25 protein-coding genes are annotated in these 17986 nt (G+C 64.5%); 10 read left to right on the top strand and 15 right to left on the bottom strand.

Features of this window, described 5'->3' with window-relative positions; all coding sequences use genetic code 11:
* Positions 1–94: 94 nt before the first annotated feature.
* Positions 95–235, bottom strand: coding sequence for a DUF7989 family protein (locus AC6RUA_RS03745; RefSeq protein WP_499814602.1), 141 nt, complete (start codon positions 233–235; stop codon positions 95–97).
* A 160-nt stretch (positions 236–395) separates the two neighbouring features.
* Here AC6RUA_RS03745 and AC6RUA_RS03740 point away from each other — a divergent pair, with 160 nt between their 5' ends.
* Positions 396–851 (top strand): VOC family protein, encoded by a 456-nt coding sequence (locus AC6RUA_RS03740; protein ID WP_499814601.1) that lies wholly within the window; start codon positions 396–398, stop codon positions 849–851.
* Between the two features lie 58 nt (positions 852–909).
* On the opposite strand, the gene AC6RUA_RS03735 is transcribed toward AC6RUA_RS03740, so the two are convergent.
* From AC6RUA_RS03735 to AC6RUA_RS03715, 5 genes are all read right to left on the bottom strand, one after another.
* On the bottom strand, positions 910–1737 hold the full coding sequence (locus AC6RUA_RS03735; protein WP_499814600.1) for an arylamine N-acetyltransferase family protein: 828 nt from the start codon (positions 1735–1737) through the stop codon (positions 910–912).
* A gap of 116 nt (positions 1738–1853) precedes the next feature.
* The gene (locus AC6RUA_RS03730) at positions 1854–2498 is read right to left on the bottom strand and encodes a phosphoesterase (protein ID WP_499814599.1); all 645 of its coding nucleotides are present in this window, start codon (positions 2496–2498) and stop codon (positions 1854–1856) included.
* 76 nt (positions 2499–2574) lie between these two features.
* Positions 2575–3162 carry a flavodoxin domain-containing protein gene (locus tag AC6RUA_RS03725; RefSeq protein ID WP_499814598.1) on the bottom strand — a complete coding sequence of 196 codons (588 nt, stop codon included), beginning with the start codon at positions 3160–3162 and terminating at the stop codon, positions 2575–2577.
* Positions 3163–3286: 124 nt separating this feature from the next.
* Entirely contained in the window at positions 3287–3844 is a 558-nt protein-coding gene (locus AC6RUA_RS03720; RefSeq protein ID WP_499814597.1) for a sugar O-acetyltransferase, read from the bottom strand.
* A 109-nt stretch (positions 3845–3953) separates the two neighbouring features.
* Positions 3954–4427 (bottom strand): Lrp/AsnC family transcriptional regulator, encoded by a 474-nt coding sequence (locus tag AC6RUA_RS03715; protein WP_499814596.1) that lies wholly within the window; start codon positions 4425–4427, stop codon positions 3954–3956.
* A gap of 164 nt (positions 4428–4591) precedes the next feature.
* Here AC6RUA_RS03715 and AC6RUA_RS03710 point away from each other — a divergent pair, with 164 nt between their 5' ends.
* The 3 genes from AC6RUA_RS03710 (at position 4592) to AC6RUA_RS03700 (ending at position 7348) form a co-directional block, all read left to right on the top strand.
* Positions 4592–5689 carry a CNNM domain-containing protein gene (locus AC6RUA_RS03710; protein ID WP_499814595.1) on the top strand — a complete coding sequence of 366 codons (1098 nt, stop codon included), beginning with the start codon at positions 4592–4594 and terminating at the stop codon, positions 5687–5689.
* Between the two features lie 138 nt (positions 5690–5827).
* Entirely contained in the window at positions 5828–6514 is a 687-nt protein-coding gene (locus AC6RUA_RS03705) for a carbonic anhydrase (protein ID WP_499814594.1), read from the top strand.
* 144 nt (positions 6515–6658) lie between these two features.
* Positions 6659–7348: a TIGR00266 family protein gene (locus AC6RUA_RS03700; RefSeq protein WP_499814593.1), complete on the top strand. Its 690-nt coding sequence runs from the start codon at positions 6659–6661 to the stop codon at positions 7346–7348.
* Positions 7349–7414: 66 nt separating this feature from the next.
* On the opposite strand, the gene AC6RUA_RS03695 is transcribed toward AC6RUA_RS03700, so the two are convergent.
* Entirely contained in the window at positions 7415–7843 is a 429-nt protein-coding gene (locus AC6RUA_RS03695; RefSeq protein ID WP_499814592.1) for a universal stress protein, read from the bottom strand.
* Positions 7844–8384: 541 nt separating this feature from the next.
* Here AC6RUA_RS03695 and AC6RUA_RS03690 point away from each other — a divergent pair.
* Both AC6RUA_RS03690 and AC6RUA_RS03685 read left to right on the top strand, forming a co-directional pair.
* Entirely contained in the window at positions 8385–9194 is an 810-nt protein-coding gene (locus tag AC6RUA_RS03690; RefSeq protein WP_499814591.1) for a VIT1/CCC1 transporter family protein, read from the top strand.
* A 720-nt stretch (positions 9195–9914) separates the two neighbouring features.
* Positions 9915–10643 carry an alpha/beta fold hydrolase gene (locus tag AC6RUA_RS03685; protein WP_499814590.1) on the top strand — a complete coding sequence of 243 codons (729 nt, stop codon included), beginning with the start codon at positions 9915–9917 and terminating at the stop codon, positions 10641–10643.
* Between the two features lie 226 nt (positions 10644–10869).
* Here AC6RUA_RS03685 and AC6RUA_RS03680 read toward each other — a convergent pair whose 3' ends face one another.
* Both AC6RUA_RS03680 and AC6RUA_RS03675 read right to left on the bottom strand, forming a co-directional pair.
* Positions 10870–11154, bottom strand: a complete 285-nt coding sequence (locus tag AC6RUA_RS03680; protein ID WP_499814589.1) for a type II toxin-antitoxin system RelE family toxin — start codon at positions 11152–11154, stop codon at positions 10870–10872.
* Positions 11147–11431: a ribbon-helix-helix domain-containing protein gene (locus AC6RUA_RS03675; protein ID WP_499814588.1), complete on the bottom strand. Its 285-nt coding sequence runs from the start codon at positions 11429–11431 to the stop codon at positions 11147–11149. The genes AC6RUA_RS03680 and AC6RUA_RS03675 overlap by 8 nt, the downstream gene beginning before the upstream one ends.
* An 865-nt stretch (positions 11432–12296) precedes the next feature.
* Between AC6RUA_RS03675 and AC6RUA_RS03670 the strand changes: the two genes are divergently transcribed.
* The 4 genes from AC6RUA_RS03670 to AC6RUA_RS03655 all read left to right on the top strand — a co-directional run bounded on the left by AC6RUA_RS03670 (position 12297) and on the right by AC6RUA_RS03655 (position 14394).
* Positions 12297–12542, top strand: coding sequence for an AbrB/MazE/SpoVT family DNA-binding domain-containing protein (locus AC6RUA_RS03670; RefSeq protein ID WP_499814587.1), 246 nt, complete (start codon positions 12297–12299; stop codon positions 12540–12542).
* The gene (locus AC6RUA_RS03665; RefSeq protein ID WP_499814586.1) at positions 12539–12925 is read left to right on the top strand and encodes a PIN domain-containing protein; all 387 of its coding nucleotides are present in this window, start codon (positions 12539–12541) and stop codon (positions 12923–12925) included. The genes AC6RUA_RS03670 and AC6RUA_RS03665 overlap by 4 nt, the downstream gene beginning before the upstream one ends.
* 179 nt (positions 12926–13104) lie before the next feature.
* Complete coding sequence (locus AC6RUA_RS03660) at positions 13105–13446, top strand: PepSY domain-containing protein (protein ID WP_499814585.1); 342 nt, start codon at positions 13105–13107, stop codon at positions 13444–13446.
* A 279-nt stretch (positions 13447–13725) separates the two neighbouring features.
* On the top strand, positions 13726–14394 hold the full coding sequence (locus AC6RUA_RS03655) for a phosphatase PAP2 family protein (RefSeq protein ID WP_499814584.1): 669 nt from the start codon (positions 13726–13728) through the stop codon (positions 14392–14394).
* Positions 14395–14746: 352 nt separating this feature from the next.
* On the opposite strand, the gene AC6RUA_RS03650 is transcribed toward AC6RUA_RS03655, so the two are convergent.
* The 6 genes from AC6RUA_RS03650 to AC6RUA_RS03625 all read right to left on the bottom strand — a co-directional run bounded on the left by AC6RUA_RS03650 (position 14747) and on the right by AC6RUA_RS03625 (position 17889).
* Entirely contained in the window at positions 14747–15295 is a 549-nt protein-coding gene (locus AC6RUA_RS03650) for a winged helix-turn-helix transcriptional regulator (RefSeq protein WP_499814583.1), read from the bottom strand.
* Positions 15296–15330: 35 nt separating this feature from the next.
* A complete protein-coding gene (locus tag AC6RUA_RS03645) occupies positions 15331–15612 on the bottom strand; it encodes a hypothetical protein (protein ID WP_499814582.1) in 282 nt (93 codons plus the stop codon).
* Positions 15613–16216: 604 nt separating this feature from the next.
* A complete protein-coding gene (locus AC6RUA_RS03640) occupies positions 16217–16501 on the bottom strand; it encodes a type II toxin-antitoxin system VapC family toxin (RefSeq protein ID WP_499814581.1) in 285 nt (94 codons plus the stop codon).
* A complete protein-coding gene (locus tag AC6RUA_RS03635) occupies positions 16498–16641 on the bottom strand; it encodes a hypothetical protein (RefSeq protein WP_499814580.1) in 144 nt (47 codons plus the stop codon). The genes AC6RUA_RS03640 and AC6RUA_RS03635 overlap by 4 nt, the downstream gene beginning before the upstream one ends.
* Positions 16642–16714: 73 nt before the next feature.
* The gene (locus AC6RUA_RS03630; protein ID WP_499814579.1) at positions 16715–17020 is read right to left on the bottom strand and encodes a chorismate mutase; all 306 of its coding nucleotides are present in this window, start codon (positions 17018–17020) and stop codon (positions 16715–16717) included.
* Complete coding sequence (locus AC6RUA_RS03625; RefSeq protein ID WP_499814578.1) at positions 17017–17889, bottom strand: shikimate kinase; 873 nt, start codon at positions 17887–17889, stop codon at positions 17017–17019. Before AC6RUA_RS03625 ends, AC6RUA_RS03630 begins: the two co-directional genes overlap by 4 nt.
* Positions 17890–17986: the final 97 nt, after the last annotated feature.

The raw sequence follows: 17986 nt of genomic DNA, 5'->3' as shown, positions 1-17986 counted from the left end.
GAGACCGACGACGCCGAACGTGGTGTCCTCGTCGGTCGTCTCGCCCGTATCGACGCCCCTCCGCTCGGTCACGTGTCGGTCGGCGTGTGAAGAATCAGTCGTCGGCGGGCGCGGTCGGTTCGTCGGCGTCCTCGTCCGCGGTCGGCTTCTCGTTTCCTCGTTCCCACACCGCGTCCGCGGACGTCTCGTGCGGCGGCGTGTGGGAGACGTCCTTCATCGTGGCGTCGTCGGTCATCGTGGCACGCAGTATCAGCCAACAGTATTTCAACGTTTCATGGGGTGACGTATAGACACGTAATACCATATTAGGTGGATAATATTACGTTTCCACCGGGGTCATCGGCTCCGTCGGGACGGAGAGGACGGGTTATCGTCGGCGGAGTCGAACGGAGAACGTGAACGAATTCGACTCAGACGTCTACCCGATGCCGCTGTTTCCCCAACTCGCTGTCGACGACGTGGCGGCGTCGACGGCGTGGTACGCGGCGCTCGGATTCGTCGTCGTCTACTCGATGCCGGCGATGGCGCACGTCCGGTACCGGCGGTACGCGGACGTGATGCTCGTCGCGGACGAGACGAGGCCCGCGTCGAGCGCGTCCCCGGGGCGGGACGCGACGAGACGGGGGGAGGGCGTGCGCATCTACTTCACCCTCGAAGACGGGTCGGTCGACGACGTGGCGGCGCGGGCGAGCGACTCGGACGCGACGGTCGTCGACGGCCCGACGGAGACCGGATGGAACACCCGAGAACTCGCGGTTCGAGACCCCGACGGGTACGAACTCGTCTTCGCGGAACCGGTCGACGCGGACCGCTCGTTCGCGTCGGTGATGGGTGGGACGGACGAGGAGTGAGCGACCGCGCGTCCGTCGCCGGGGCCGCTCGCGTTCGTTCGGCCGCGCTCGTCTGACGTCACGGGTTCCGAACTCCGAACCGCGAGTCGAGCGCCTCGAACCAGCCCGTCTCGTCGACCGGTCGCTCGGCTTCCTCGCCGTCGCCGACCTGGGTCAGCGCCTCCGGCGAGAGTCTCTCGTGACCCTCGTCGGTCGCGAGGGTGACGACGGGGTCGCCCGTGAACGGCGACTCGGGCGCGGTGGCGAGGTACTCGCAGGTCGCCTCGAAGTGGCACGGCTCGCGCGGGACGTCCCGGAAGACGTACCGGTCGCTCCAGTCCTCCTCGCTCGCGTCCCGGTACTGGGCCCGGTAGTCCGCGTCGGGGCGGGGACTCGCGACGACGCGCCACGAGACGCCGGCTTCGTCCGTCCTGACACCGCCGTCGAGCGGGAGCGGGCGACGCATCGTCGGGATACCCATCCCGACGTCGACGAGGTACCGGCGGTCGAGCGAGACGACCGTCGTGCGGTGGTTCGCGGGCAGACGACCCCCGTCGTCGCTCACGACGCGCGCGGCGAGCGTCGTGGGGTCGAAGCTGAGTTCGCCGAGCAGCCACGAGAAGAGACCGTTGAGTTCGTAACAGAACCCCCCGCGGCGACGCGCGACGAGTTTCTCGTACAGGGCCGGGACGGCCAGCGACACGCCCTCGCCCTCGCGGACGCCGAACGGGTCGCCGGTGATGGCGAGCGTCTCGAACGGGACCGTCGTGACGTGCGCCCGCTGGAGTCGTTCGAGCGCGTCGTGGTCCGGTCCGCCGAAGTCGGCCGCGTCGACGCCGATACGCGAGAGGTACGGTTCGACGCCCATCTCCGGGCCTACCGCCGTCCCCGAGCCGTCGGTGACCATGGCGGCTAGGTGGCCGAACGGACGCTAAAGCGTTCGCTGAAGACGATTCCTGTAACTCGTGCGGAACGCGCGAGACGCGGCCACCCGCGGGACGTGAGCGACCCGCCTCGACCGGGTCACTTCAGCAACTTCGGTGCCTCGGGGGCTGGCCTGAGCGACCCGCCGGCCCGCTGCCAGTAGACGCCGACCGTGACCGCGGCGGCGAGGAGGAAGGCGCCGACCACCTGCGGCGGCGTGTGCGCGTCGAGGTAGAGCCGGTTCGGAACCATCACCACGGGCACGACCAGTAGCGGCCAGAACTTCCGGTCGACCAGCGTCAGGTACAGCGCCGGCAGGACCGAGAGGAGGACGTGCCCCGAGACGTTCCAGACCGGCGAGAGCGCGGCGTACGGGGCGGTCACGATGGCGAGTGCGACCATCTTTCCGGGGACGAGTTCACCCCAGTCGTACCGGTTCCAGAGGTACCACGTCACCGCGGCGACGATGAGTAGCCCGCTCGCGACCAGCGCGTCCATGGTCCAACTGTTCCCCTGCGTGGAATTCACCGGATTCGCCCCGGTGACGGCGAAGAACGCGACCGTAGGAACGAGCGCGAGCGCGCCCGCTCCCAGGAACGCGCCCACGCGGCGCCGGAGTTCCGACCGGTCGGCACCCTGGCTCGCCCACTCGTAGTGAACGAGTAGTAGCGTCCCGGCGCCGAGCAGCGTGATCGGGTGGAAGACGTACGGGTAGTACGTCATCACTTGCGACAGCAGGCTCATATCGGCGAAGGTAGGACTGCGAGAGGGCAAATGTCCTCTGGCCCCGAGAGGAGCCGTCAACCGGGCCCGACCCCGGTCACTCGACCCCGGGTCCGCCTGTCGCGTCGGGCGGACGCACTCCGAGCCGCCCCTCGACGAACGCGGCGACGTCGGCGGCGAACGCGTCGACCTCGTGCCAGTCGGTGTACTCGTAGTCCCGGGAGGTGTCAGTATCGCCCGTCGCCTTCTCGGCTATCTGCTTCATCAGCAGCCGCTTCAGGAACCCGTACTCCGAGTAGCGGAGCGCGCCGCCGAACAGACCGATTCGGTCGGGGTGCCAGCCGGTCGCTTCCACGAACTCGTCCACGTACCCCGCCGCCTCCGCCCGGTGCGTCTCGTCGTCCTGGGCCGACGACAGCGACAGTTGGAAGAACGCCGTCGGACGCGTCGCCAGCGCGTCCCGGTTCGCGGCGACGAACTCGCGGACCGCCGACTGGTGCCGCCCGACGTGAATCGACGCGCCGACGAGGACGGCGTCGAACGCCTCGACGTCGGGAGCGCCCCCCGAGTCGGCGTCCACCACCGTCGCGTCGTGCCCCCGTCCGCGCAACGCGTCCGCGAGTCGCTCGGCGACCTTCGCCGTCTGTCCCTCGCCGGTGCCGTAGTACACGAGGAATGAGACCATGTGAACTCGCCCGCCCACTACGCTCGCCGGAGAGAAAGAGGTAGGTGTTCCGAGTCGTCTCTGCGGTGTCCGAGGGTCGAGGCTCGACGGTCGGTGACCGGTCGACCGACGCTGGCCCGCCGACTCATTCCAACTCCCTGACGACCGACGCGGGGTTCCCGCCGACGACGACGCCGGCTGGAACGTCGTCGGTGACGACTGCGCCCGACGCGACGACGGCGCCGTCGCCGACGGTCACGCCGGGGTTGAGCACCGCCCGTCCGCCGACCCAGACGTCGTCGCCGACGGTGACCGGTTCCCCGTACTCGGGTCCCTCGATTCGCTCGCTGGCGTCTACCGGGTGGGTCGCCGTGTACACGTGTACGCCCGGTCCCAGCTGACAGTTCCGACCGATATCGACCCGGCAGACGTCCAGCACCACGCAGTCGAAGTTCGCGTAGAAGTTCTCGCCGACGTGGACGTTGTAGCCGTAGTCGCACCGGAACGGCGGCTCTATCTCGCACGACTCCCCCGACGACCCGAGCAGGTCGTCGAGCAGGTCGCGACGCGTCTCCGAGTCGTCCGGCGTCGTCCGGTTGTACCGCCGCGTGAGGGTGCGGGCTCGCTCGCGCTCCGCGACGAGTTCGGGGTCGGCGGCGTCGTACAGTTCCCCGCTCAGCATCTTCTCCTTCTCGGAGTCCACGGCCGTCCCACGGTCCACCCGGGCGAAAAACCCGGGGGTCAGCGCTCCCCGTCGACCGGCCGGGTCGCGACCGGGAGCGCCGACGGGCCCCTCACAGGACGCGGTCCCCTCAGCCGTCGTCGGGGTCGCCGAATCTGGAGTACGGACGCTGGTGGGTGTTCCGGACCAGGTCCTCGTCCGAGACCCGTAGCCCGAGTTCGTCCAGTTCTCTCCCGATTCGGCTGAGGTCGTCGCCGTCGACGCCGATGGCCCGCACGAGGACGTTCGCCTCGCCGGTCATCACCTCCTGTACCTCCACGACGCCGGGGACGTCCGCCGCCGCCGCGGCGAGCTGCTCTCGCTCCGGAATCGGGGCCGTACAGACGATGAGCGTGTACAGCTGGTACCCCGCCGACTCGTAGTCGACGTCTGCGTGGTATCCCCTGATCACCCCGTCCGCCTCGAGCCGCTGTATCCGGTTCCGGACCGTGCTCGCCGAGACGTCGAGCGCCGCCGCGACGTCGCTCGACGACGTGTGTCGCGCCTCCTTCTGGAGCGTGTAGAGGATTCGCCTGTCGAGCGCGTCCAGGTCTCGCGTAACCATTCGACCCCGAGTTCGACGCTCTCTCGTTTAACGCTGCCCCACTGTTGCTATCAGAACAGCACCCTGACCGCCGTCGGTTCTCGAACCGACAGACGAGTATTTAACTGTCGGGACGGGCCGACGCTTCTAAAGCGCTGGAGGTGGACGGAGCGGATACGGCCTAAATGAACACAACCGAGATCGGTCTCCGCCTCGTCGCCGGCGTCGCACTCATCCTCGCGAACGGGTTCTTCGTCGCCATCGAGTTCGCGCTCACGCGCGCCCGACAGTTCACCGAGGACGAGTTCGTCGGCGGCGACGCCAGACTCGAACGCGCCTGGGAGATGACACAGGAGCTGGAACTGTATCTGACGACCTGTCAGGTCGGAATCACCGCGTCGAGCATCGCGGTCGGCATCGTCGCGGAACCGGCGCTGGCGGCGCTGTTCGAACCGCTGTTCGCCGGGACGACGCTCGCGACCATCGGGGCCGGCGCGCTCATCGCGTACCTGATCATCAACCTCGTCCACCTCACGCACGGCGAGCAGACGCCGACCTACCTCGGGGTCGAGCGCTCGCGGATGGTGTGCCGGTATGGCGCCGCGCCCCTGTACTGGTTCTACGTGGTCATCTCCCCGCTCATCACGCTCGGGGACTGGGTCGCCAAGTGGACGCTGCGGCTGTTCGGCGTCGAGATGACCGGCGCGTGGCTCGAAGCCGAGGAGGACGCCATCGAGACGCGCGCCCAGTTGCGCAACCGGATGAGTTCGCTGCTCGAACGGGGAGAGATATCGGACGAGCGTCACGACGAGGTCCTGGGCGCACTCGGAGCCGGGACTGTCCAGGTGCGAGACGTGATGGTCGACGAGACGGACGTCGTCTTCCTCTCGACCGAGGCGTCGGTCGAGGAGAACCTCCGACGCGTCTCCGAGACGCCTCACACCCGCTACCCGCTCGTCGGCGCGGACGCCGAGGCGGTCGAGGGAATCGTCTACGTGCCGAGCGTCATCGACCGCATCGAGGGACTGAAGGCCGGCGAGACGAGTTTCGCCGATATCGCGGCGCCGCCGATGACCGTCTCGGCCGAGACGACGGTCAGCGACGCCATCGACCGGTTCCAGGCCGAACGTCAGGAACTCGCGCTGGTGCTCTCGGACGGCGACGTCGTCGGCCTCCTCACCGCGACCGACGCGCTTGAGGCCGTGATGGGCGAACTCGAGGACCCGCTCGACCGAAGCGCCGGCGGCGACCGGATCAGAGAAGGCGGGACGGCCCCGAGCTAACGGTTCCCGGCACCCCTCGGTTAGCGGGCCGACTCCGGACCCGTCCCCGTCCGGCGCGTCTCGTCGCTCCCGTCGAGGTCCGAGCGGGGGCCCCGTGATAGACCCGAGGAATTACTTGCTGCGGGACTTCCTCCCGCCGTGCGCCAAGAATTCGTCACCCTTCTGCGGGCCAACGCGGACCACGCCAGCGAGTTTCACTCCCGGTTCGACGGCGTGCAGGACGCGCAGCGACCGGGCGTCGTCACCGTCTGCTGCTCGGACTCGCGCGTCCTGCAGGACCACATCTGGGGGAACGACGAACCCGGACGGGTCTTCACGTGCAGCACCATCGGGAACCGGGTCGTCCAGCGGACCGACTCGGGCGACGTGGTCTCGGGGGACGTCCTCTACCCGGTCGAACACACGGGGACGGAGACCGTCGTCGTCGTCGGACACACGGGGTGTGGAGCCGTCACGGCCGCGTACGACGACCTGACCGACGAGGGCTCGGACGCCGAACCGGCGGGAATCGCCCACTGCCTCGGACTGCTGACGCCCCGCCTCGAAGCGGGGGTCGACCTACTCCCGCCGGACGCGGGCCGGACGGAGGCGGTGAACCTGCTCGTGGAGTACAACGTCGACCGGCAGGTCGAGTTCCTCGTCGAGAGCGACGACGTGCCCTCCGGCGTCGACGTGATCGGCGTCGTGTACGACTTTCAGGACGTCTACTCCGGGTTGCGCGGCGAAGTCCACGTCGTCAACGTGGACGGGGAGACCGGAGTCGAGACGCTCCGCGCGGACCACCCGGCCATCGACTCGCGAATCGAACGGCTCTGGGAGTACTGAGCCGTCGCCGGTTTCGGACCGGCGACGGCCGGGTCGCCGGTCGTCGGGCCGGTAGCACCACGTGGAGAGTCCGCCGTCACGCCGGGAGAAAACCCCGTCAACTGGTAGCCATACTTATCATTTCTCTCGGGTGAACCCGTCGGTATGGAGCAGACGATAACGAACCGCCCGTCGTTCGCCATGGTCGAACTCTCGCTCGACGAGAACGAGCAGGTGCGCGCGGAGGCGGGGGCGATGGTCAGTCACAGCCAGGGCATCGAGATGGAGACGAACGCCACCGGCGGGTTCCTGAAGTCGCTCAGCCGCGGTCTGTTCGGGGGCGAGAGCTTCTTCCAGAACACGTTCACGGCCACCGAACCCGGAACGGTGACCTTCGCGCCGCCGCTCCCGGGCGACATCGTTCACCACCGCCTCGACGACGAGACCGTGTACGTGCAGTCGGGGTCGTACATCGCCTCCGACCCGGCGCTCGACCTCGACACCGAGTTCGGGGGTGCGAAGACGTTCTTCGGAAGCGAGGGGCTGTTCCTGCTCCGCATCTCGGGGACGGGCTCGCTGTTCGTGTCCAGTTACGGTGCAATCGAGGAACGAGTGCTCTCCCCCGGCGAGACGTACACCGTCGACACCGGCCACATCGTGGCCTTCGAGGACACCGCCGACTTCACCGTCCGGCGCGTGGGCGGGCTGAAGTCGACGCTCCTCAGCGGGGAGGGGCTCGTCGCCGAGTTCGGCGGCGAGGGGCGCATCTGGCTCCAGACGCGGAGCCAGGACTCCTTCCTCGCGTGGCTCATCCCCAAGCTTCCGAGACAGGCGCCGCCGGCGTCGACGGGGTAGGTCGGTCACCTCCTCGTTTCTCCCCCCCGGTCGGAGACGGTACGGGTTCCGGCCCCCGGTGACGGGCTACCGGACGACCGTCACAGGGACGGGTGACTGACGCATCACAGTCTCCGCCACGCTCCCGAGGACGAGTCGCGAGACGCCCTCGCGTCCGTGACTTCCCATGAGGACGTGATCGATGTCGTGTTCGTCCGCGTACTCCAGTATCGTGCGGGCGGGGGGACCGGTTTCCACGGCGGTCGTGATCTCACAGCCGTGCTCCTCGGCCTGCGCTCTGGCACTCGCACAGCGTTCGTCGGCCCGTTCCTCCATCCGGTCGTGCCACGACCGCGCCTCCTGCAGTCCCCGAGCCTCGGCCTCGTACACGACGAGCACCGGGTCGATCACGTAGAGGACGGTTATCTGGCTGTCCGGATGTCTCGTGACGGCCCGTTCCAGCGCTCGCTCCGAGAGCGGCGAGCCGTCGAACGGGACGAGAATACGTTCGCCCATGGACGGTCCTGTCGGCGCGTACCCGAAACCGTTTCCCCGGTCGTTCGCTCGGACCAACGGTCCTTTGCCGCGACTCGAAGCCCCCCGAAGGATGATTGAGCACCTTCTCGGAGACGAGGTGAAGTCTTCCGGGTAGTACCTCGCAGAAGTGATTTCGAGGCCAACGACGGAATCGTGACCACGTTCGCGGTCGTGTCGGGGGTGGCCGGGGACGCACTCCCCCCGTCTATCGCGCTCGTTCTGGGTGGGGGAGCCTGTTCGCCGACGGGTTCTCGATGGGGACGAGTGACTACCTCAGTCGCCGCTCGGAACTCGATTACCAGCGCTCGGTCCGAGGGGAGACCCCGAACGCGCCGAGCGAGTCGGTCGACGGAGAGTCGCGGCGTCGAACGGCGCTCGTCACCTTCCTCGCGATTCTATCGTGTTCGGTGCCGCAAGGCGGAGTAGAACGGATGCGTTTCACGAGGCCTCGTCTGTTCGTCTATCGCACTATCGCTATTGTGTTGGCTGACGAAAGAGAGTAGCGTTGGTGTATCGCGCGATGGCCGAGGCAGAGTCCCGTCCACAACTCGCCGAGGTATATCGTCGGTTGGCTAAAACGGAGACCGACCACGCTGAATTTTGGTCGAAGAAACTCGCAGACGCCGGTGAGAACGACTCAGAGCCGAGACCGACATTTCGGGCGAGAACGTTGGCGTGGCTGGCACATCGCTTCGGCCCCGGCTTCGTCCTTTCGACGATGCGTACGGGCGAAGTCACCGGTGGGCAGGGGTACGCAACGCAACCGGAGACGGAGGGGACGGGACTATCCGCCGACGAGCGGTCACACGATAGACTGTTGGTGACGATTGCGGAACTACCGGGACGAGGAGCCGAAGGGGACATTCTGGCTCCGTTGGAGGGCCGCCACCGCTCGACGAGTGGAAACGCGCTTCGAGCGGCGGTTCTCGGCGCGAACGACGGACTCGTCTCGAATCTCAGCCTCGTGATGGGCGTCGCGGGTGCAGCCTTAGAATCAACTACGATTCTCGTCACGGGACTTGCGGGATTGATCGCAGGAGCAGGGTCCATGGCGATGGGGGAGTGGCTTTCAGTGCAGAGTTCTCGTGAACTCTACCAGCGCCAAATCGGCTTCGACGACTTCGTCGAGGGCGAGGAGGTCTGCTTCGGTGACGCCGTCGTCGGGATTGAACTGAACGGTGAACTCCCGAACGTCGGACTGGAGACAGAGCGCGTGCACACACTCTACCTCGCCGGGGGCGAGCGTCTCCGTAATACTGACGAGCGGAAGCGGAGGCGACCGAAGCAAGAGCTCCGTGGTGATAATTCATCGCGTGTAGACTGGCTCTAAGAGCGCTTAACCTCCGGAATTCTCTTCAGGTGAGCGGATATTCGATGGGCCGGTATCCGAGATAGCGGTGGACCCGTGGTATCGATTGCCGGTATTCGACCGGTAAAGTGAGCCACCGGTCCGACGGATGCGTGACGACGAGTTCTCGTGTTCTCGGGTCGTGGATGAGTGCCGAGGTGAGACGTGATGTGGTCCTTTTCACCGCCCCCGACCCGAGAAACAGCTATCGGAAGACTATTCTCTGAACCAAAACGGTACTATGCGGTTCGTGTCGCCGGATTACGGCTACCTCGACTCCCGCTGCTCAACCTTGTTGAGGTGGATGAAATCCGTAACACAATGCAGTGGAATAATATATCTTGGAAGGTCAGACTTTTGGAAACAAGAGATACAGACGCTTTCACGAGCCCGTATATATGGGCGTGCGCTACCGATGGTGAAGGCTTGTCGAAATCCTCGGTGAGTGAGATATCGCCATAGCAATACTGAATATAGCGTGTATCGTTCACCGACTTACCGACTCATAGTCCGTTGCTTTCCCGTTCAGGTTGTATAGATTTTCGGACGATGATTCTATCTGACTATGCCGCGTAGAGAATGTGGGTAATTCATTCTATGGGAGAAGCGACATCACCAGATTCGGGGAACGAAATGAGGATAGTCACATCCGCAGATGGTACTGTAATTACTTTCGAACGGACGGGAAGTGGGCCGCCGTTCGTGCTTGTGCACGGGGTTTGCGATGTTCACGAGTTCTGGGACCTGACTGGCGTCCGTTCCGCCTTCGCAGAACACTTCACCGTCTACGCGATGGACCGTCGTGGTCGCGGCGAGAGCGGCGATGCTGCCGAGTACGAACTGGAACGGGAGGCCGAGGACGTGGTTGCGGTCGTCGAGTCGATCGACGAACCCGTAGTTCTGCTTGGCCATTCCGGTGGTGCCCTCTATTCGCTGGAGGCGGCCCTGCAAACCGACAATCTACGCAAACTCATCGTGAACGAACCTCCAATCCAGGTCGGGGACCACAAATTCGACGTAGACAAAGTGGTCGCGGAAATGAAGCGGCTGTTGGAGGATGGCGGAAACGAACAGGCGCTCATGCTATTCCTGGAGCAAGAAGCCCACCTCACACCGAACGAAATCGACGTGGCTCGTTCGGCACCGATCTGGCAGGACATGGTGGACGCGGCCCAGACACTGCCCCGCGAGTGGCAAGCAATCGCCGACTACGAGTTTGAAGCTGGCCGGTTCGAAGACATGACCACGCCGACCTTGGTGTTGGGCGGTGGCGAGAGCCCACCGTTCTACAAAGACGCGACTGAAGCGGTCAACGATGCGCTTCCGAATAGTCGGCTCGTTAGGTTCGACGGGCAATCACACGAGCCAATGAACACCGCACCGGATCGCTTCATCGAGGAGGTACTCACGTTCATTCGAGAATCGGATTAACGAATCGGCGATCGGTCTCCACCTCATTCCTGCGTCGGTTCGAAAACAACGTCGCTAATGTGTTCTCGTTCACCGACCGAGGAACGAAAGAACAACTGCCGAAAGAAGAATTGACTATCCGAACGGCGATAAGAGCCCTGAAACGCCCGATATCGGCCACCTCGACTCCCGCTGCTCCACCTTGTTTAACTCGAATAGATCTACCATACCTGTGACTGCAAGAAACTCAGTCGTCGTCGGCAGTGTATGCGCCACCCCGGCGCTTGATTCGAGCGACCACCATGCGCTGTTCGTTTCGACGGAACGTCACAGCCAGACGGAACTCTCCAACTCGCACTTTCTTGTGCGGGCTGTTTTGGAGCGGTTCCCCGTAACCCGGTGGGTCACGCCACGGTGATTCGACGATCTCGTCCAATTTGTCCAGTATCCGGTCTTGCTCCTGCGGCGAGAGTGCGGCGAGGTCGTCCTGCGCCTTCGGTGTGAGGTCCCACGTCCAGTCGTTGTCACTCATCGCCGTCCGTCCCGAACTGCTCGCGTGCCTCCTCGGCGCTCATCGTGCGTCCTTCGCGGATGTCCTCCTCGGCTCGGAGGAGAGCGACGAGTTCGTCCCGGTCGAACGTCGGGAACTCGGTCGCATCCCTGAGCGTGTAGCGGATGAACTCGCTCCGGCTGTTGAAGCCACGTCCCTGCCACGTCTCGTCAATCTCGTCGAGGAACGACTGCGTGACCTTGAAGTTCACCGTAACGATCTCGTCGTCTCCGTTGTTTTCCGTGGTTGCTTCAGACATACGGTGGTATTACGTACGTGTTACCAAAGCCGTTTCGACGATCGTGTTCTCATTATGGACCATCGAAACTCACCGAAGGAGCGAGCCAGAAAAGGATATGTCGATAGAAATATAATTGAACGATATGGACAGTGCCCTCCGTAACACCCTGTGGAACCGAGCAGTGCTGCTCGTGTTTGCCCTGCCCGCAGTTGGCTACCTTGGATTCCTCTCACAATTTCTGGTAGGTGAGCCGACCGGGGTGCTTCGAGCGATCCTTCTCGCCCTGTTCGTGTTCGCGTTACCCGTCATGGCACTCTACGGAACCCTGCTTGGTGGGATTGCCCCGTCGACCAAGGACTCGGGACGGTCGGGTTCTTCCTCTTCGCCTACCTAGTCGCAGTTGTGCTTGTCTGGGCTGCCCGACGTGGCAAAAAACTCGTCCGAGGTCGCCGCCTAGCGAGGAACGACAATGAAACGTTAGAGTAGCGTGGGTGGGCCTGTCGTCCCCCGTCCGAACGCACCCCTGACTTCTCGACGGTGAGTGGCTCGTCGGTGGGCGGAGACTGCGCGATATAACGAATCGGTCACGACCTCAAATCTTGGAAAATGGAGGGGTCTACGGACAGCAGTTCGGGGTCAGTGAGACAGAATATGGTGCATTTCACCGAACGCGAACTGAGAGAACAGCAATCGGAAGGATATCTTTGGAACTAAACGAGTGCTATACGGTTCGTGTCGCCAGATTACGGCTACCTACTGCTCCGTTGCTCCACCTTGTTCAACTCGGATAGATCTACCATAGCCCGATTCGAATCATCTGACTCGTACCATAGGAGAATATTTAGTGGTAAGATTCTTGTTTCAGTCCATCATAGTTTCCTCCATGTCAGCGGAGACGGACCGGCAGGGTCGGCTGTATATCCCCAAGGAGGTGCGGGAAAAGTACGGGGAGCGGTATCACATCGTGACCTACGAGGACAGGATCGAACTCATCCCAGTCGCAGACGACCCGCTCGCCGCAGTCCGTGAGGCGGCAGGCGAACTCGGGGACGCGTCCGTCGAGCAGATTCGAGGGGACATCGAAGCGGAGGCGAAAGCCGAGGCACAGGGAACGGACGCCGATAGATGACGGTGCACGTCGAGACGGACTTTCTGCTCGCACTCGCCAAGGACTCCGACTGGTTGCAGGGGTCGGCTGAGGACGCGCTCGACGAGTACGAGGTCGAAACGTCGGCGTTCTCCTATCTCGAACTCGTCCTCGCCCGCGAACGATACGAGTTCGACTACGTTCCGCTCGTGGCGAACCTGCTCGAACTCGTTCCCGTGCGAGACGAAGAGGAGAAGCAGGTCGTCCTGAAGGCCGTGAACTACTACGACGAGGGGATGACGCCGTTCGACGCGTTCCACGCCGCGACGGCGGAGACGCGAGGGATGGACGTACTCTCGTCCGAGAAGGACTACGAGGACATCGAGGTGTCGAGAGTGCCGCTGGAGCCGGCTGACGAGGAATGACTCGGGTGTCCGTTTCGACCGTTGGAACTCCCGTTGACGACCAGTTTCACTCGCCGGTATCACTCTGACTTCTCTCGGGGACCAACCTCAAGACCACAAGCCAGTTAGACGCGTGTACCACTCCTAGAGGCACGTACCGTATCCCTCAAGGCGTTCTCGCCCGTTCGACGGAGTAGAGCGTGAACCGAACATCCATCCTCGCCATCGCCGCCGTGGCCGTCCTCGTCGGCGGCGTCGGCATGGCGTTCGCCGCGACGAATCAGACCACTACCGCAGATCCGGACATCTCCGAGGACAGGGCCGCACAGATCGCCGTCGACCACGTCGGTGACGGCGCCACAGTCGAGAGCGCCAGTCTCGAACAGGAGGACGGCCCCGTCTGGGAGGTCTCCGTCGCTCAAGACAACGGCCCCACGAAGGAAGTCGAAGTCGACGGTACCTCCGGGGAGGTCCTCGAAGTCGAGAACGAGGACGCTGACGACGGGATCGAACTCGACGAGATGTTCGAGTCCGACGACTGACGCCCTCGAAGTCCCCCCGATCCGAGAGCAGAGTCGCAAGCTGTGTGACCACGCTCTCGGCTGGCTCCGTTATCCGCTCGGATACTAGGACGTCGAGAACGAACGACGAGCGACGACTATCCACGCAGACGAGTATGCGGCATCCGTCACCACCAGCCCCGACTATCGAACGAGAACCGCTCCTCAACCTATCTAAGAATGCGTAACAATGAACCCGCCGATCGATCCGATAGTGAGAGACCGGACTACGGAACCCTCGCGGTCGTCACGACCACCGCCTTGGTCGTCATCCTGGCAGGTGTCCTCGTGTTCGATCTCGCGATCCCGAATCGAGGAGTCGGAGTGTTTGAGTCGCTCTCCCCCAATATCGGTGTACTCATCGGGTTTTGGGGACTGATCACTCAGTTCGGTGATCCCTGGTTTCTGGTCGGCTTGGCGACGCTCGTTTACCTGCTCGGAACCGAGCGTTCGCTCGCCGAGACGCCGCGCGACGGTGCCTTCGTCCTCGCGGTGACGTTCGCGGCGTTCTCGCTCACCGACCTGCTGAAGAACGTCTTCGCCGCATCCCGGCCCCCTGGAGCCGGGACCGTCACCGTCCCGACGTGGCTCCCACCGGTTCTCGAAGGGACGTTCAGAAGTATCACGACCGGCGGAGGCTATGCCTTCCCGAGCGGACACGCACTCGGCACCACTGCGGTGTTCGCGGCACTCGCCTCGCAGTTGAAGGTCGGCTCACCACCGGTCCGGTGGGCGGTCGCTGGCACGGGGGTCGTACTCGTCGCGGCCTCCCGGGTGATCATCGGCGTCCACTTCCTCGTCGACATCGTCGTTGGTGTCGTGGCTGGGGCGAGTCTGTTCGCGGTCGCAGCTTCGGTCGGTGACGAACGTCCGCTTCGGGTGTTCGCGCTCGGTATCGTCCTCGGCGCACTGGCTGTCATCGCTAGTTGACTTCAGCCACCTGGAAACGTCTGGAAGGCTGGCCAGTGGTTCGGGGCGTCGCTCGGCGGAGGTCGCGTGGTATCTCGTCTGTCCCTCGGACACGCTCGATCTTCGGGGAACGATCATCGCCGGCACGCCGATCGCCATCCTCTGGATCGCCGTGTATCTGCTCTCCCCACCGCTGATCGTGACGGTGGTCGGGACAGCGATCCTGGCGGGTCTGATCATCTCGGCTCCAACGCTATCGAAACGGGTGTCAGGGACGGCATGAGATGGGGACTCGTTACTCCGGACAGCGGGAACCGGTATAGCCGAGGAACAGTCGTCAATGAACCGGTGTGTAGTCAGGTGGAACGTTGGCTCACCCCCAGAAGTCGATGATCCGGTCCACGGCCCGATCGACGAAGCTCTCCCGATAGCGGACGAGGAGTTGAACCGTGAGTTCCTCGTTCGCCACCCGGTAGCGCGTCGTACGCCCGTCTTCGACCGGTTCGATGATCCCCTCCTCGACGAGGTTCGAGAGGTGCCACGAGATCGTCGCCGGGGTCACGCCGCCGGTCTCAGCGATCTCGCTATTGCGTGCCGGTCCATGTTCGAGGAGGTGGAGGAGGATGGTGCGGGTCGTCTCGTAGCGCAACACGGCGAGGATCGCTCGTTCCTCCTCGTCGAGTTCGCGGGTGACGAACACCCGACGCTGGCCTTGGTGCTCTTCGCTTTCGAGGACGTCGTAGTCTTCGAGTTCACCCAAGTGGTACTGGAGGAGCCCGGTTTCCATGTCGAGATCCCGCTTCAACTGACTGAAGTGGATTCCGGGGTTGGCCTTCACATGAGTGAAGAGTTGCTTCCGGGTCGAGAGCGGCAGTCCCTCGTCTTCGGGTCGCTCCCGGTTCCCGTCACCGGAGTCTTCCATCACTCACCACCGTCTGGGGCGGAGCGATGGTCGGGTCATTCTGGCTCCCAAGAGAATCGACTGAGAACGGTAACGAGGAGCAGAAGCGCGATGCCGAGAGAGAGCAGGCTCGCCAGTAGGTCGAAGTAGGGGATGCTCCCTTCGAGGAGTTCTTCGGCGATCGCGACGAGCATGTTCGTGCCGAGTAGCACCGTCAATAGCAGGAGGACCAGGAGTCGATTGATACGGGTCCGGTAGTACGCGATACCCACGAATGCGAGAACCACGAGGACGATCGCGAGCGTAACTGCGTTGACGAGGAACTCGACTTCAACCACGCGTGTTCCTCATTCGGAGAGGGAGACGAACCATCGACTCACAGGTCCGAAGCGGAGTAGCGTGTGAGTGGAGACGGGATCGTCTCGCTGCCTCGTCCCTGTCGAGAGTCAGACCAATTCGTGTTCTACTCTGGGGACTGGTCTCTCGGCACTTCAGGAGTATGGTACGGCAGTCAAAGAGCGGAAAACTTCGAATCTCGACCAGTCCGATCCGTCTGAGTGGCATCTCAATTTTCGGTATGTTATACACTGATCTTATCGGCTACTGGGATTCTTCACCAAAGATCCCGCGTTCGCCTCCGCGGCGGACGGTTCTCTGCCGGGGGGAGTGGAATCTCTTACCGCCCCATCTCGAACGCGTCGACGACTTCCTCGATGGAGTACACAGGTACGAAATCTTGTCCATCGAAATCTGATTCATCGCTCCACACGCTCGTGTCACGAGCCAGCGCACACGCGCACGGTAGCTGGTGATCGAGGTACTGTCCCGAGCGACTGCTACTCCATCACATTCGACGGCGCGACGCCACCGTGGTCGAGGAGCTCGCCGCGAACGTCACGAGCGTCGCGTCCACGTCCTCGGCGAGTGGGAGGAGGACACAGTTCATCGTGTAGAGGAGCGAGTCGCGCTGTCGCTGGTAGGCCGCGATCTGGTCGCTGATCTCGGGCGCGTACACGTCGACGTTCTCGGTGATGTCGTCCAACACCCCCTCGACGCGGTCCTGTTCGACCCGTTCTTCTTCGTCATCACCGACCGAATCTCCATGAGATTGAGGATCGACGTACAGAAGTCGTGGTCCTGGTTGAGGAACTCCGTCGCTACCTCCCCCCGACCCGGTTCTTCGGTGAGGCTAGCGACGAAGACGTTCGTGTCCACGAACGCCTTCATTCGCGTTCTCTGACGTCGCGGACCGCCTCGACCGAATCCACGTCGACGTCGGACAACCGACCGGCAAGGAGGTCACCGAGCCTGACCTCCTCTTCGTCTTCGGATGGCTCGTTGCTCGGTATCCTCGCGGTACTTCCCATGGTCGAGAGTTCGGCGGTCCCAGTTTAAAGTCCTTACCACGCGATCAGGGTCCGCGACCTCCTCAGCACCCCTTTAACGACTCTCGCGCTGCTCCACCTTGTTCAACTCGATCAGCAGCCGGAAGATGGCCTTCACGAGGTTCGCGTCCACGTCGAACCGTTCGGCGTTCTCGCCGGCGCGGTCCATCACCCGCTGTTCCTGCTGTTCGTCGGTCGTCGGGAGGTCCCGCTCGGCTTTCACCCTCGCGATGGTGTCGGCGACGTACGTCCGTCGCGCGATGAGTTCGACCAGTTCGCGGTCGATGTCCTCTATCTCCTCACGAAGTTCCGCCAGTTCCATCTCGTCGGGGTCGGCCGTCTCGGGGGTGTCGTCTGTCATAGAACGTGCGCTCCTCGGTTCCGCGTTCGCGTCGCCGTCGTCTCGCCGTCGCGGCGCGCCCACCGCTCGCGGACCCGCCGGAGTTCCGCCGGCGCGCCCACCGCCACGACGCTCGGCCCGGTCCCCGACAGCGAGACGCCGGTGCAGTCGGGCATCGCCTCGACCGCCGGGTCCGCCGGGAAGCCGAGCGCCGCCGAGAAGGCGAGGCCGTTCACCGTCATGGCGCGGCCGTACTCGCCCTCCGTCGCCAGTTCCACCGCGAGGTCGGCCATCGGGGCGACCTGCCGACAGCGGTCCACGTCGGTGTCAGCGCTGTAGGCGCGCTCCGGGGGGGTCCACACCAGCGCGTCGTGGTCGAACTCGTCGCGGACCCGCAGCGCGTCCTCGGCGTTGTCGGTCACGACGACGCCCCCGAGCATGCTCGCGGCGGCGTCGTCGAACGCCCCGGTGACGGTGACGCCGGCGTCGCGGGCGGCCTCCACGCCGACGAGACACGCCTCCGTCCTGGTCACGTCGGCGTCGGGGTCGTCGGCCACCTCCAGTCCGAGTGCGTCGAGCGTCGCCAGCACCGTCGCGTTCGCGGCCGCGCTCGAGGACTTCAGGCCCGCCGCGGTCGGCACGTCGCTCTCGGTCCGGACGGTCCCGCCCTCGTCGGCGCCGTACTCGGCCACCACGAACTCGACGCACCGCTCGACGAGGGTGGTGTCGCCGTCGGGGTCGCCCGCGATGTCGCCCGTCACGCGGTCCGCGTCGGGGTCGAGACGCACCTCGGCGGTCGTCTCGACGTCGAGCGCGAACGCGGCCCCGACGCCCGTCGCGATGGCGTTCACGACGGTGCCGGCTCCGGGTGCGACGGCGCGGCCCTGCATGGGGGTACCGGCGCGGTCAGCCGTGTTGAAACTGGCGGTCGCGCCGACCTTCGCCGGAGACCGCCCGCCGGCGGGACGCACCGGGTCCGGACGTGAC

It is taken from the genome of Halorarum sp. SLYT50 (genome assembly GCF_059821265.1).
Note: the sequence above shows the minus strand (reverse complement) of the source record. Positions and strands in the feature narration are given on the sequence as shown.

Bases quoted from the DNA above. Each gene is read 5' to 3' on its own strand.
- AC6RUA_RS03625 (WP_499814578.1), bottom strand. From the start codon at position 17,889: ATGCAGGGCCGCGCCGTCGCACCCGGAGCCGGCACCGTCGTGAACGCC.
- AC6RUA_RS03650 (WP_499814583.1), bottom strand. From the start codon at position 15,295: ATGGAAGACTCCGGTGACGGGAACCGGGAGCGACCCGAAGACGAGGGA.
- AC6RUA_RS03675 (WP_499814588.1), bottom strand. From the start codon at position 11,431: ATGTCTGAAGCAACCACGGAAAACAACGGAGACGACGAGATCGTTACG.
- AC6RUA_RS03690 (WP_499814591.1), top strand. From the start codon at position 8,385: ATGGCCGAGGCAGAGTCCCGTCCACAACTCGCCGAGGTATATCGTCGG.
- AC6RUA_RS03670 (WP_499814587.1), top strand. From the start codon at position 12,297: ATGTCAGCGGAGACGGACCGGCAGGGTCGGCTGTATATCCCCAAGGAG.
- AC6RUA_RS03730 (WP_499814599.1), bottom strand. From the start codon at position 2,498: ATGAGCCTGCTGTCGCAAGTGATGACGTACTACCCGTACGTCTTCCAC.
- AC6RUA_RS03630 (WP_499814579.1), bottom strand. From the start codon at position 17,020: ATGACAGACGACACCCCCGAGACGGCCGACCCCGACGAGATGGAACTG.
- AC6RUA_RS03680 (WP_499814589.1), bottom strand. From the start codon at position 11,154: ATGAGTGACAACGACTGGACGTGGGACCTCACACCGAAGGCGCAGGAC.
- AC6RUA_RS03665 (WP_499814586.1), top strand. From the start codon at position 12,539: ATGACGGTGCACGTCGAGACGGACTTTCTGCTCGCACTCGCCAAGGAC.
- AC6RUA_RS03715 (WP_499814596.1), bottom strand. From the start codon at position 4,427: ATGGTTACGCGAGACCTGGACGCGCTCGACAGGCGAATCCTCTACACG.
- AC6RUA_RS03635 (WP_499814580.1), bottom strand. From the start codon at position 16,641: ATGGGAAGTACCGCGAGGATACCGAGCAACGAGCCATCCGAAGACGAA.
- AC6RUA_RS03710 (WP_499814595.1), top strand. From the start codon at position 4,592: ATGAACACAACCGAGATCGGTCTCCGCCTCGTCGCCGGCGTCGCACTC.
- AC6RUA_RS03735 (WP_499814600.1), bottom strand. From the start codon at position 1,737: ATGGTCACCGACGGCTCGGGGACGGCGGTAGGCCCGGAGATGGGCGTC.
- AC6RUA_RS03695 (WP_499814592.1), bottom strand. From the start codon at position 7,843: ATGGGCGAACGTATTCTCGTCCCGTTCGACGGCTCGCCGCTCTCGGAG.
- AC6RUA_RS03745 (WP_499814602.1), bottom strand. From the start codon at position 235: ATGACCGACGACGCCACGATGAAGGACGTCTCCCACACGCCGCCGCAC.
- AC6RUA_RS03700 (WP_499814593.1), top strand. From the start codon at position 6,659: ATGGAGCAGACGATAACGAACCGCCCGTCGTTCGCCATGGTCGAACTC.
- AC6RUA_RS03640 (WP_499814581.1), bottom strand. From the start codon at position 16,501: ATGAAGGCGTTCGTGGACACGAACGTCTTCGTCGCTAGCCTCACCGAA.
- AC6RUA_RS03725 (WP_499814598.1), bottom strand. From the start codon at position 3,162: ATGGTCTCATTCCTCGTGTACTACGGCACCGGCGAGGGACAGACGGCG.